At 71.1% G+C, this 12867-nt stretch carries 11 protein-coding genes and 2 tRNA genes; 10 read left to right on the top strand and 3 right to left on the bottom strand.

Going from position 1 to position 12867, the window contains the following annotated elements; genetic code table 11:
• Nucleotides 1-22 precede the first annotated feature (22 nt).
• The 3 genes from rsfS (at nt 23) to AB0K80_RS01760 (ending at nt 1315) form a co-directional block, all read left to right on the top strand.
• Entirely contained in the window at nt 23-469 is a 447-nt protein-coding gene (gene rsfS / locus AB0K80_RS01770; protein WP_365664734.1) for a ribosome silencing factor, read from the top strand.
• Nucleotides 466-1137 carry a histidine phosphatase family protein gene (locus AB0K80_RS01765; protein WP_365664732.1) on the top strand — a complete coding sequence of 224 codons (672 nt, stop codon included), beginning with the start codon at nt 466-468 and terminating at the stop codon, nt 1135-1137. The genes rsfS and AB0K80_RS01765 overlap by 4 nt, the downstream gene beginning before the upstream one ends.
• Before the next feature lie 105 nt (nt 1138-1242).
• Nucleotides 1243-1315, top strand: a tRNA-Ala gene (locus AB0K80_RS01760).
• A 37-nt stretch (nt 1316-1352) separates the two neighbouring features.
• On the opposite strand, the gene AB0K80_RS01755 is transcribed toward AB0K80_RS01760, so the two are convergent.
• On the bottom strand, nt 1353-2213 hold the full coding sequence (locus AB0K80_RS01755) for a helix-turn-helix transcriptional regulator (protein ID WP_365664731.1): 861 nt from the start codon (nt 2211-2213) through the stop codon (nt 1353-1355).
• A gap of 213 nt (nt 2214-2426) precedes the next feature.
• Here AB0K80_RS01755 and AB0K80_RS01750 point away from each other — a divergent pair, with 213 nt between their 5' ends.
• The 4 genes from AB0K80_RS01750 to AB0K80_RS01735 all read left to right on the top strand — a co-directional run bounded on the left by AB0K80_RS01750 (nt 2427) and on the right by AB0K80_RS01735 (nt 4467).
• Nucleotides 2427-3791: an MFS transporter gene (locus AB0K80_RS01750; protein WP_365664957.1), complete on the top strand. Its 1365-nt coding sequence runs from the start codon at nt 2427-2429 to the stop codon at nt 3789-3791.
• Nucleotides 3792-3860: 69 nt separating this feature from the next.
• Entirely contained in the window at nt 3861-4034 is a 174-nt protein-coding gene (locus tag AB0K80_RS01745) for a hypothetical protein (protein ID WP_365664729.1), read from the top strand.
• A 3-nt stretch (nt 4035-4037) separates the two neighbouring features.
• A complete protein-coding gene (locus AB0K80_RS01740) occupies nt 4038-4271 on the top strand; it encodes a hypothetical protein (protein WP_006136074.1) in 234 nt (77 codons plus the stop codon).
• A gap of 123 nt (nt 4272-4394) precedes the next feature.
• Nucleotides 4395-4467: transfer RNA gene (locus AB0K80_RS01735), tRNA-Ala, on the top strand.
• Between the two features lie 127 nt (nt 4468-4594).
• Here the strand turns inward: AB0K80_RS01735 and AB0K80_RS01730 are convergent.
• On the bottom strand, nt 4595-6205 hold the full coding sequence (locus AB0K80_RS01730) for an NADH-ubiquinone oxidoreductase-F iron-sulfur binding region domain-containing protein (protein WP_365664728.1): 1611 nt from the start codon (nt 6203-6205) through the stop codon (nt 4595-4597).
• Complete coding sequence (locus tag AB0K80_RS01725; RefSeq protein WP_365664726.1) at nt 6202-7590, bottom strand: ferric reductase-like transmembrane domain-containing protein; 1389 nt, start codon at nt 7588-7590, stop codon at nt 6202-6204. Before AB0K80_RS01725 ends, AB0K80_RS01730 begins: the two co-directional genes overlap by 4 nt.
• 444 nt (nt 7591-8034) lie before the next feature.
• On the opposite strand from AB0K80_RS01725, the gene leuS reads away from it, so the two are divergent.
• The 3 genes from leuS (at nt 8035) to AB0K80_RS01710 (ending at nt 12706) form a co-directional block, all read left to right on the top strand.
• A complete protein-coding gene (gene leuS / locus AB0K80_RS01720; protein ID WP_365664725.1) occupies nt 8035-10917 on the top strand; it encodes a leucine--tRNA ligase in 2883 nt (960 codons plus the stop codon).
• Nucleotides 10918-11056: 139 nt separating this feature from the next.
• Entirely contained in the window at nt 11057-11788 is a 732-nt protein-coding gene (locus AB0K80_RS01715; RefSeq protein WP_365664724.1) for a hypothetical protein, read from the top strand.
• A gap of 72 nt (nt 11789-11860) precedes the next feature.
• Nucleotides 11861-12706: a DegV family protein gene (locus AB0K80_RS01710; protein WP_365664722.1), complete on the top strand. Its 846-nt coding sequence runs from the start codon at nt 11861-11863 to the stop codon at nt 12704-12706.
• Nucleotides 12707-12867 lie beyond the last annotated feature (161 nt).

Raw genomic sequence — 12867 nt, 5'->3', positions numbered from 1 at the left:
ACCGCCGACCGAAAGCCTTGTAGTGACCGCGACCGACCGCTCTCTTCAGCTCATCAACACCGCGGCCCAGGCGGCCGCCGACAAGCTCGCGCACGACGTCGTCGCCTACGACGTCAGTGATGTGCTGTCCATCACGGACGCCTTCCTGCTGGCCTCCGCACCCAACGACCGCCAGGTCAAGGCGATCGTCGACGAGATCGAGGAACGGCTCCTGAAGGAGCTCGGTGCCAAGCCGGTGCGCCGCGAGGGCGACCGCGAGGCCCGCTGGGTCCTCCTCGACTACGTCGACATCGTCGTCCACGTGCAGCACAGCGAGGAGCGGGTCTTCTACGCCCTGGAGCGGCTGTGGAAGGACTGCCCCGAACTCGACCTGCCCGCCGACGCCCGGGCCACCCGCGGCAAGGCCGAGGAACACGCCAAGTCGCAGGCGGCCGAGGAGGCGGCGGACCTGGGCGGTGAGTGGCGGTGAGCGCCACCGGCGAGGTGACCGCCGGCAAGCCGGGCCGCGGCCGCCGCATCATCCTGTGGCGGCACGGCCAGACCTCGTGGAACGTGGAGCGCCGCTTCCAGGGCACCACGGACGTCGAGCTGACCGAGACCGGCGTCGCCCAGGCCCGCCGCGCCGCCCGGCTGCTCGTCAACCTCAAGCCCGACGCCATCGTCGCCTCCGACCTCCAGCGCGCCGCGAAGACGGCCGCGGAACTCGCCGCGCTCACCGGCCTGGACGTCACCCTCGAGGAGGGCCTGCGGGAGACCTACGCGGGCGTCTGGCAGGGCCTGACGCACGAGGAGATCATCGCCCGGTACGGCGAGGAGTACGCCGCGTGGAAGCGCGGTGAGCCGGTGCGCCGCGGCGGCGGCGAACTGGAGACGGAGGTCGCCGACCGCGCCGCCCCCGTCGTGCTCCGGCACGCCGAGAAGCTGCCCGACGACGGCACGCTGGTCGTCGTCAGCCACGGCGGCACGATCCGCACGACCATAGGCCGCCTCCTCGGCCTGGAGCCGCACAACTGGGAGAGCCTCGGCGGGCTCTCCAACTGCTGCTGGTCCGTCCTGGGCGAGGGCGCGCGCGGCTGGCGCCTGCTCGAGCACAACGCCGGCACCCTCCCGGAGCCGGTGCTCGGCGACGACGACTGAGACGGAAGACCCGGGGCGGGCGGCCCCCGGGACCCGGATTTCACTTTCCGGCAGGTCGCAGGCTAAAGTTCTTCTTGTTCGCCCCGCCGAGCGGGAAGAACACCAGGGGCTATAGCTCAGTTGGTAGAGCGCCTGCATGGCATGCAGGAGGTCAGGAGTTCAATTCTCCTTAGCTCCACTCGATCGACACTCTTGAGATGTCAAGGATCAGTTGATCAGGATCCCGTTCCCTGCAGGGAACGGGATTTTTCGTGCAGCCGGGCGATCCGCCGCTCCGTCTCCTCGTCGTCGGGGGTGTAGACGACGATCCGGCACTCCGGCATCCCGTTGATCGACAGCGACACCGACGTCATCCGCAGCTCGCCCGTATGTTCGTGCCGGAACACCTTCACCCGCCGCCCGGGCCGCGCCACGTCGCCGCTCTCCCACAGCCGCGCGAAGCAGGGGCTCGCCGCCGAAAGTCTGCGTATGAACTCCTCCCAGGCCGGCTCCCCGGCGTGCAGCCCGTACGCGGCACGCAGGGTCGCCACCATCACCGGCAGCTCGTCGTCCCGGAACACCAGGGGGCAGTCGTCCTCCGCCACGGTGAACAGCGTCCACAGCGCGTTGGGCACCCCGTCCAGGCGCGTCCGCCCGGAGAAGGAGAACAGGTCCCGGTAGACGGCGTTGGTGGCGAGGACGTCGTAGCGCGCGTTGTAGACCACCGCCGGGCGCGGCACGAGGGCGTCGAGGATGCCCTGGATCTCCGGACCCACGCTGCGGGCCTGGGGCTCGGGAGCGGGCGTGTACGGCACCTCCGCCAGGTGGTACAGATGCTCCCGCTCCGGCGCGTCCAGCCGCAGGGTGCGGGCCACCGCGTCCAGGACCTGCGCAGAGGCGTTGATCGGCCGGCCCTGCTCCAGCCACGTGTACCAGGTGACGCCCACGCCGGAGAGCTGGGCGACCTCCTCCCGGCGCAGCCCCGGTGTGCGGCGCCTCAGTCCCGGCGGCATCCCCACGTCGGCCGGTGTCACCCGGGCCCTCCTGCTGCGCAGGAACGCGGCCAGTTCGGGTCGGCGGCGCTGTGTCGTCCCCATCGTCACATCCCCCATCGTCGACGCCCGGCCCGCCTGTGCCAGGTGCTGTCAGTACCAGCATCAGCGGGCACTCGGCACCCGTACCGGGCTGTCGTCAGGCTCGACGGCATGACGACAACGCCCAGGACGGAACCGGATGTCGCACCCGTTCCAAGCCGTGCGACCAGTGAAGCACCCGCCACTGACCACCGGCCGCGGCCGCTGCTGACGGTCCTGCTCACCGCCCAGTTCATGGCGCTGCTGGACGTGTTCATCGTGAACGTCGCCGCCCCCACCATCGGCACCGAACTCCACGCCTCCGGCGCCGACTTGCAGCTGGTCGTCGCCGGATACGCCATCACCTACTCGGTGCTGCTCATCACCGGGGCCCGGCTCGGCGACCGGTACGGGCACGGCCGGGTCCATCTCGCCGGGCTCGCGCTGTTCACCGCCGCCTCGCTCGCCTGCGGACTGGCCCGGGGCACCACCGAACTCATCGCGTTCCGGCTGGTGCAGGGCGCCGGCTCGGCGCTGATTATCCCGCAGGTGCTCAGCCTCATCCAGCGCACCTTCACCGGCGAGGCACGGGCCAGGGCGTTCGGCGCGTACTCGGCGGTCCTCGCCGTCGGCGCCGTGGCCGGGCAGGTGCTCGGCGGAATCCTGGTCAGCGCCGACCTGTTCGGCACCGGCTGGCGGCCGGTGTTCCTCGTCAACGTGCCCGTGGGCCTCGCCCTGCTGGTCATCGGCAGACGCGTGCTGCCCCGGGACGGCGCGACGGCGCCCGAGCGGGTGCGCGGCCTGGACCTGCCGGGCCTGGTGCTGCTCGGCGCGGCCGTGTCGCTGCTCACCGTGCCGCTGGTGCTCGGGCAGGAGGCGGACTGGCCGCTGTGGTCCTGGCTGTCGCTGGCCGCGGCCGTGGCCGTGTTCGGCCTCTTCTGCGCGTACGAGGCCCGGCTCGCGCGGCGCGGTGGCGCCCCGCTGATCGCGCCCCGGGTGCTGCGCCACCCCGGCATGGGGCTCGCCGTCGTCCGCGTCCTCGCGGTCATGGCCGTCAACGGCGGCTTCCTGTTCACCCTCACCCTCCACGTGCAGGGGGGCCTCGGCCACAGCGCGCTGCGGGCCGGGCTCACCTTCGCGCCGACGGCGGTCGTCTTCGGTGTCGTCGGCCTGACCTGGCGGAGGTGGCCGGCGTCCTGGCAGCGCGCGCTGATCCCGGCCGGGTTCGCGCTGACCACGCTGTCCATGGCCGGTGTCGGCCTGACGCTGGTCGGCGGCGGCGACGGCGGCGCCCTGGTGCTCGCCGCCTACGCGGGGGTCGGCGCGGGGCTCGCGCTCGCCTTCAGCCCGACGCTCACCCAGGCCCTGGCCACCGTCCGTCCCGAGGACGCGGCGGACGCCAGCGGGCTGCTCGCCACGGTCACCCAGCTCGGTCAGCTGGTCGGTGTCGCGGCGTTCGGCGCACTGTTCCTGAACCGGCTTGAGTCACTTGGCGCCCCTGAGGCGTATACCTCTGCGGAGGCGCTGACGGCATGCGCGTACGCGCTGGCCGGAACCGCCGCGGCGGGTGCCGTGGCGGGACTGGTGCTGAGGCGTCGCTGACCGTATTGGTCCGGTCGTGGCAGAATCAAACGGCCGGAAGGGGGCGCGACCCGACGGGAGGGAGTTGCGATGCCTGCGAGCATCCTCGAGGAGGTCGAACGCCTCCTCGGCGCAGCGTTGACACGGGACATGTCCACCCGCCTCAGCTGCCCTTCCTGCGGTTCGGCGCACGTCGCCCAGATGCTCGGCGACAACGGCGGGATCTCCTACGTGTGCACGGCCTGCGGCCACAGCTGGAGCTGATCGATGGGTGCACACAGGCGGAAGTGCGACTGGTGCGGCAGCGGGACCCCGATCGTCCGTGACATGGAGCCGATCAATCCCGACTACCAGTACTGGTGCGAGGAGTGCGCGCGGGCGCTGATCATAAAAGGCGATCCGATCGAGACGTACCGCGAACTGGAGGGGGAGCCGATCTACGGCCGGCTCCTGGAGGAGCACTGCACCCTCAAGCGGTTCTACTCGTTCGTCACGGCGTGACGGGGCCGACATCAGGGGGAATCCGGACAGAACGGAAACCGATTTGGTGTTGGACCCCCCGGACCGTGTAATGTTGGCGTCGCCGCCGGGGGAACCGGAAGGAAACCAGGCGGACCACCTCAAGGGGCTATAGCTCAGTTGGTAGAGCGCTTGCATGGCATGCAAGAGGTCAGGAGTTCAATTCTCCTTAGCTCCACAAAAGTCGAAGGCGGGTCATCCGATCGGATGACCCGCCTTCGGCGTTTCCCGGGACCCTGCACGCGCGCGTGCCGTACGCGAACGGCGGGCCACCCCGCGGAGGGTGGCCCGCCGTTCGTCGTCGCCTAGCGTCCCAGGGCGCGGCGACCGCGGCCCTGGGAGAGGACCGGGAGGTTGCGGGACGGGGCCTGCCCGCGGGTGTCCTCCTCGATGCGCAGAGCCAGCGCCGGGCAGCGACGCACCGCGCGTAGAGCCTTGGCCTCGGCGTACCGCGGTACCGATGCCTGGGCCACGGTCGGGAAGCCGTCGGCGCCGAGCTGGAAGACCTCCGGGAGGATGTCCGCGCACAGTCCGTGGCCCCGGCACAGCGTCCAGTCCACGAAGATCTTCTGGCGGCTGGGTCCGTTCTCCTCGGCCTCCGCGCCGCCCGGGATGCCCGTAGGGGCCCTGCCCCCCTCGAAGAGCGGCAGAACGCCCTCCACGGGCCGTCCGCAGCCGTTTCCGAGGACATGGGCGGCCAGGTCGTCGGTGAACGCCTTGATGGTCGACTCCAGGAACATCGCGGAGCCGTCCGGGTGCGAGCAGGCGCCGCGCCGCTTGACGTTCTTGGCGACCTGCTTGAGCGCCTCCAGGGCGGCCGGGCCGCCGCCGTTGAGGATGTCCTCCATGCCGCGCGCGGCGGCGGGCAGTCCGAGGTAGCAGGGGCCGCACTGGCCGGCGCTCTCCTCCGCCAGCCACTGCGCCACCCGCAGCGACTCGCCCAGCGGGCAGGTCTCCTGACTGATCGGCAGGATCGCGCCGGCGCCGAGCGAGCCGCCCACCGCGTCCAGGGAGTTGCGCGAGACGACCGCCTCGTTGACGGTGGCCGCGTCGATCCACTTGCCGTGGTAGCCGCCCGTCAGCACGCCCTGCGGCACCGGTGGCGCCCCGGCGAGCTGAAGCACGTAACGCAGGGGTACGCCCGTCGGGACCTCGATCACCATGGGGCGGGCGACGGCGCCCGAGACCGTGAGCATGACCGTGCCCGGCTCGTCGTACAGGCCCGTGTTGCCGTAGCGCTCCGGGCCGATGCGGGCCGCGATGGCCAGCTGGGCGAAGGTCTCGGCGTTCGACAGCAGGGTGGGGGCGCCGCCGACGCCGCTCTGCGAGGCGCTGATCTTGCGGCCGGGCGGGATGGCCGGGCCGCCGTCGATGGAGCGGATCAGGGAGGCGGCCGCTCCGGTGACCATGCGGACCGGATTGCGCTGCACGCGCGCGCGCAGCGCCGATCTGCGGCCGTTGTTCAGGCCGCGTTCGGCGAGCGCCGCCTCCATGGAGCGCTGGGTGGACTCCCGGGTGACCCCCACCACGAGCGTGCGGGCACCCAGCGCCTCCGCGCACAGCAGGGCGCCGTCGAGGATGAGGTGCGGGGCACGGTTGATCAGCACCGTGTCCTTGCGGCAGGCCGGCTCGTCCTCGCTGCCGTTGACCACGACGACCGGCCGGACGCCGCGCTTGATCGCCGACTCGGCGACCGAGCGCAGCTTCTTGTGGAAGGGGAAGCCGGCGCCGCCGCGGCCCCTGAGGTTGATCCGCTCGGCGAGCTGCGCGAGCTGTTCGCCGCCCATCGGTTCGAGCGGTCCGTGCACCTTCAGGTGCATGGGCAGGTCAAGTCGCTCGACAAGGTCGAAGCCCGACGTGAGCTGAGGAAGGCCGACCACGCGGACTTCGGGGACGTCGGGCAGGGCCTCGTTCACTTAAAGCCTCCGGAAGGCGTGTTCCAAGGTTCGCCCGAGCCCGGTGCGTCGAAGTCGTAGGAGGCACCGGGCAGTGTTTCGGTGGCGGGACCGCTGTTGGTGTACGTGTCGTTCTGGTTGTACGTCCCGAAGACGGCGTTCGTCTCACCGGTGTCGTACACGTCACTCGAGCCGTAGCCCGCGGCGCCCGCATTGCCATAGACCGGGATGTTGTATCCGGTGTCCTGGAGCGGGTCGTAGGCCGACGGCGGGGCCTCGCCGACCGGCGGCGGGGACGGGATCGGCCAGTTACCCGAGGTGCTGGAGAGGCCGTCCATGCGCGGGATCGGCCCGGTGCCGTCCATGCGCGGGATGGGCCCGGTGCCGTCCATCCGGGGGATGGTCTCCGTGGGCTGCATGTCCAGCGGCAGCTGCATACCGGCGGTCTGGTCCGTGGCGAAGGCCGCCTGCTGCTGCGCGGGGCGGGAGGGCGCCGAGACGGCCCGGTAGGCGGCCGCGAAGCCGTTGACGGGCTCCTGGGCGGCGGGGCGCTCGGCCGTCTCGAACAGCGGCCCGGACGAAGTCGTACGCGGCGTGGCGGCGCGTCGGCTCTCGTAGCCCGGCAGGGCCGACTCGGTCACGCGGGCGCGGCTCTCCTCGAGCCTGTCGCGCTCCGGGCGGTCCACGGTGCCCATCAGCGCGGCGATCCGGTCGGCGACCTTGCGCTTGACCGGGCGGGGGGCGGCCCGCAACGCCAGGGCCGCCATGACCACGACCAGGGAGAGCTCGTACAGGTACAGGAAGATCGGGGCCTTGACCGCGCGGCCCGCGTACAGGCCGTGGATCAGGGCCGCGCACCAGGCCGGGTAGGCCAGCATGTGCATCATCCGCCAGCGCGCCGCGACCGGGGCGGGGGAGGCGAAGCGGTTGCGCAGCGCGCCGGTGATGCCCACGAAGATCATGAGCATGGCAGCCAGGGAGCCGCACCCGATGAGGAAGGCGCTGCCCATGGGCTCGCCGGCCTGGAAGGCGTCGCCGCCGGTGAGGACGAGCCAGAAGGGGATCAGCGCCGCGCCCCAGGTGGTGTGCTCCAGTGCCAGCTTCACCGCGACGTGCACGAGCATGAAGGCGATGGAGGCGACCGCGGTCACCCGGTGGATGCCCTGGGCGACGATCCTCTGGCGGGTGTTGAGGATGACCCGGTCCTGGGCGACCAGGCCCCAGATCACCGAGCAGCTGAGCGAGACGAGGGACAGCACGCCCGCGCCGAAGTTGAGGAACTGCTGAAGTGTGTCACCTCCGACCAGCACGATCACGGGTATGAGGAGCAGAACGACAGCCGTCGCCACCCCGTAGGCCGAGCGGCCGGGCCGGGGGAGAGAGCTGTTACTGCGGCGAGGGTTCATGGGGGCAACTCCGAGCGGTTCGGGAAAGCGGTCCCGCTGCCGCACTCTAAGCGGCGCCATACCGATGGGTACGAGGTTTGGGTTATTGCGCTGTTATCAAAGGACAATGTGGTTGTTGTGATGCCCCTTAGAGGCGGTTACGCGAAGTAACACTTGAACAATGTTCAGCTTTACGAAGGTTTCACACCCCGACGTACGGCTCGCGGCGCCGTGCCGTTCAGCCGCGGGCCGGTCGAAAAGCCCCGTCGCGGTACGCTCCGCCGCTGCGGTACCCTGACGCCATGCGTGCCGTACGCCTTCTGCTTAGCGGGCCGCGCTGATCAGTCCCGGCCACCGGAGTCCAGTGGCCGGAGTCGGCGCGGCGTCCCCTCCTGTGTGAGGGGATTTTTCGTTTCTCGAACGACACAGCCGCTGGCAGAGACGATCGATGGAGCTTTGAGGATCATGAGCGAGACGAACCCCGCTGTCACCGCCGAGGTGGCCGCGCCGCACCGCTACACGGCCGCCATGGCAGCCGAGATCGAGGCACGCTGGCAGGACTTCTGGGACGCCGAGGGCACCTACGAGGCACCCAACCCGAAGGGTGACCTGGCGGGCGACGCGGAGCAGGTCGCCAAGCCCAAGAAGTTCATCATGGACATGTTCCCGTACCCCTCCGGTGCGGGCCTGCACGTCGGCCACCCCCTGGGCTACATCGCCACCGACGTCTTCGCCCGGTTCCAGCGCATGACCGGCCACAACGTCCTGCACACGCTGGGCTTCGACGCCTTCGGCCTGCCCGCCGAGCAGTACGCCGTGCAGACCGGCACGCACCCGCGTGTGTCGACCGAGGCCAACATCAAGAACATGCAGAGCCAGCTGCGCCGGCTGGGCCTGGGCCACGACAAGCGCCGGTCGTTCGCCACGATCGACCCGGACTACTACAAGTGGACCCAGTGGATCTTCCTGCAGATCTTCAACTCCTGGTACGACGAGAAGGCGAAGAAGGCCCGCCCGATCTCCGAGCTGGTCGCCCAGTTCGAGTCCGGTGAGCGGCCCGTGCCGAGCGCCGACGGCGGCACGCGCGCGTGGAGCGAGCTGAGCGCCGCCGAGAAGGCCGACGTCCTGGGCGAGTACCGCCTGGCCTACGCCTCCGACGCGCCGGTCAACTGGTGCCCCGGGCTGGGCACCGTACTGGCCAACGAGGAGGTCACCGCCGACGGCCGCTCCGAGCGCGGCAACTACCCGGTCTTCAAGGCCAAGCTGCGCCAGTGGAACATGCGCATCACCGCCTACGCCGACCGGCTGCTGGAGGACCTGGAGGAGCTGGACTGGCCCGAGGCCATCAAGCTGCAGCAGCGCAACTGGATCGGCCGCTCCGAGGGCGCCCGCGTCGACTTCCCGATCGACGGCGAGCACATCACCGTCTTCACCACGCGCCAGGACACCCTGTTCGGCGCGACCTACATGGTGCTGGCCCCCGAGCACCCGCTGGTCGAGAAGTTCACCCCGGCCGCCTGGCCGGAGGGCACCCACGAGGTGTGGACCGGCGGCCACGCCACCCCCGCCGAGGCCGTCGCCGCCTACCGCGCGCAGGCCGCGTCCAAGTCCGACGTCGAGCGGCAGGCCGAGGCCAAGGACAAGACCGGCGTCTTCACGGGCGCGTACGCGACCAACCCGGTCAACGGCGAGAAGATCCCGGTCTTCATCGCCGACTACGTCCTGATGGGCTACGGCACCGGCGCGATCATGGCCGTCCCGGCGCACGACAGCCGCGACTTCGCCTTCGCGCGCGCCTTCGAGCTGCCGATCCGCTGCGTGGTCGAGCCGACCGACGGCCGCGGCACCGACCCCTCCACCTGGGACGACGCCTTCGTGTCGTACGACGCGAAGATCATGAACTCCTCCGGTGACGGCATCTCCCTGGACGGCCTGGGCGTCACCGAGGCCAAGGCGCGCATCACCGAGTGGCTGCAGGACAAGGGCATCGGCGAGGGCACCGTCAACTACCGCCTGCGCGACTGGCTGTTCAGCCGCCAGCGTTACTGGGGCGAGCCCTTCCCGATCGTCTACGACGAGGACGGCGTCGCCCACGCCCTGCCCGAGTCGATGCTGCCCCTGGAGCTGCCGGAGGTCGAGGACTACTCGCCGCGCACCTTCGACCCGGACGACGCCGACACCCAGCCCGAGACGCCGCTGTCGCGCAACGAGGAGTGGGTCAACGTCACCCTGGACCTGGGCGACGGGCCGAAGAAGTACCGGCGTGAGACCAACACCATGCCCAACTGGGCCGGTTCCTGCTGGTACGAGCTGCGCTACCTGGACCCGCACAACGCCGGGAAGCTGGTCGACCCCGAGATCGAGCAGTACTGGATGGGCCCGCGCGAGGGCCGGCCGCACGGCGGCGTCGACCTGTACGTCGGCGGCGCCGAGCACGCCGTGCTGCACCTGCTGTACGCCCGCTTCTGGTCGAAGGTGCTGTACGACCTGGGGTACGTCTCCTCGGCCGAGCCGTTCCACAAGCTGTTCAACCAGGGCATGATCCAGGCCTACGTCTACCGCGACAGCCGGGGCATCGCGGTGCCGGCCGCCGAGGTGGAGGAGCGCGACGGCGCGTACTACTACCAGGGCGAGAAGGTCACCCGGCTGCTGGGCAAGATGGGCAAGTCCCTGAAGAACGCGGTCACTCCGGACGAGATCTGCGCCGAGTACGGCGCCGACACGCTGCGCCTGTACGAGATGGCCATGGGCCCGCTGGACGTGTCCCGGCCCTGGGACACGCGCGCGGTGGTCGGCCAGTTCCGGCTGCTGCAGCGACTGTGGCGCAACATCGTCGACGAGAGCACCGGCGAGGTCACGGTGGTCGACGCCGAGCCCGACGAGGAGACGCTGCGTGCCCTGCACAAGGCGATCGACGGGGTGCGCGGCGACCTGGAGGGCATGCGCTTCAACACCGCCATCGCCAAGATCACCGAGCTGAACAACCACCTGACCAAGACGGGCCGCCCGGTGCCGCGCTCCGTCGCCGAGGCCCTGGTGCTGCTGATCGCGCCGCTGGCCCCGCACATCGCCGAGGAGCTGTGGCGCAAGCTGGGCCACGGCGACTCGGTGGTCCATCAGGACTTCCCGGTGGCCGACCCGGCGTACGTCGTGGACGAGACCGTGACGTGCGTGGTGCAGATCAAGGGCAAGGTCAAGGCGCGGCTGGAGGTGCCGCCGGGCATCTCCGAGGAAGAGCTGGAGAAGGTGGCGCTGGCCGACGAGAAGGTCGTCGCCGCGCTGGGCGGGGCCGGGATCCGCAAGGTCATCGTGCGGGCGCCGAAGCTGGTGAACATCGTTCCGGCCTAGCCGGCGCGGCTCGCCGGCGGTGTCCGGGTAGTCCCCTACGGGCAGGTTCGGGGTTCTTCAGGAACTCCGCGCCTGCCCGTTGCGTTTACCGTGGAAGAGCGGCGCGGCGTGTGCCGCGGCAGCCGGAGGAGGAGAGTTCGTGGAAGCAGTGATCGTGGTGTTCGCCCTGCTCTTCGTGCTCTTTCTCGTGCTGGGCGCCTACGCCACGGTGAAGGTGGTCGGTGCCGCCAAGCGCGGTGTGGACCGTACCCTCACCCAGGCGCGCCGCACGGTGGAGGACCACACCCTGCGCGCCAAGTCCTTCGCCCAGCCAGGCCCGGCGGGCGAGATCGCCCAGCTGCGGCTGAAGCTGCGCACGTCGATGCGGGCCACGCAGGAGGCGCTGCACGCGAGCGCGGCCGAGGACGACTCCCTCAAGGAGTCCCTCGCCCTCTTCCAGCGGCTCAGCGCGCACGGACACGAACTCGACGACGAGCTCAGGCGCCTGGAGTCCGAGCCCGACCGCTCCGCGCTCGCCGAGCGGCTGCCCCAGCTGCGGGAGCGCACCGAGCGCGTCACACGGTCGGCCGACTCGCTGCGCTGGGCGGCCCGCGACCGCGCGCGCCGCTTCGCCGACGACGACCTGGACACGCTCAGCGCCCAGATCGACATGGAGGCCGGGGCGCTGCGGCACTGGACGACCACCGAACAGCCCGCGCCGCCGCCGTGGCCCCAGGCCCCGGCCGCCGACGGTCCGGCGCCCGGACAGACCTGGACCGACACCGCGCGGTCCAGCACCGCTCAGGAGCCGGCCCGGCCCGCCATCCCCCCGTCGGGCCCGCGGGCCACCTACCCCTGGCAGAAGAAGCCCCGCCCGGAGAGCACCACTTGATCCGCTCGCACGTGCCCCGGGGGACCGGGGCCGGGCTGCCGTACGGGCACTACGCCAGGTAACCTCCAGCTCATGTCCCGCCATGTCGCGATCGTCACCGATTCAACGGCCTATCTGCCGGCCCGGACGATGGAGCGCCACGGCATCACCGCGGTGCCCCTGACCGTGGTCCTCGGCGACCGCGCCCTGGAAGAGGGCACCGAGATCTCGACCCGTGCCCTGGCGCAGGCTTTGCACAAGCGTCGCCCGGTGACCACCTCGCGGCCCAGCCCGGAGCAGTTCGCGCAGACCTACCGCAAGGTCGCCGACTCCGGTGCCACCGACATCGTTTCGCTCCACCTCTCCGCCGAGTTGTCGGGCACGTACGACGCGGCGGTCCTCGCGGCACGCCAGGCGCCGGTTCCGGTACGGGTGGTGGACACCGGCATGATCGCGATGGCGCTCGGCTTCTGCGCGCTCGCCGCCGCGCAGACGGCAGAGGCGGGCGGCACGGCGGACGAGGCCGTCACGGCGGCGGAGAAGCGAGCCGCGGGCACGTCCGCCTACTTCTACGTCGACACCCTGGACTACCTGCGCCGCGGCGGCCGTATCGGCGCCGCGCAGGCCCTGCTCGGTTCGGCGCTCGCGGTGAAGCCGCTGCTGCAGCTGGCCGGGGGGCGTATCGAGCCGCTGGAGAAGGTGCGCACGGCCTCGAAGGCGATCGCCCGTCTGGAGGAGATCGCGGCCGACCGGGCCGGCGCCGCCGAGGTCGACGTCGCCGTCCACCATCTCGCCGCCCCGGACCGCGCGTCGGCTCTCGCGGACCGGCTGCGGGCCCGGGTGCCCGGGCTGGGCGAGCTGCACGTCAGCGAGGTCGGAGCGGTGATCGGGGCGCACACCGGGCCCGGGCTGCTGGGGGTCGTGGTCTCGGGGCGGTGACGGATCGTTTTGTGAGCCGGTGTCACACGTGTGGGTGACGGGGTTGTCCACAACCGGGGGGTAATCCCCGGGAATTGACCAAGATCATCGCGGTTGTGGCGGTGTGCTCCATCCTCGTCGCATGGCACTTCGATCACGTTCACGCACTGCGACTGCAACCA

This window comes from Streptomyces sp. NPDC052682, assembly GCF_040678435.1.
GTDB lineage: Bacteria > Actinomycetota > Actinomycetes > Streptomycetales > Streptomycetaceae > Streptomyces.
This window is presented reverse-complemented; position numbering and strand designations above follow the sequence as displayed.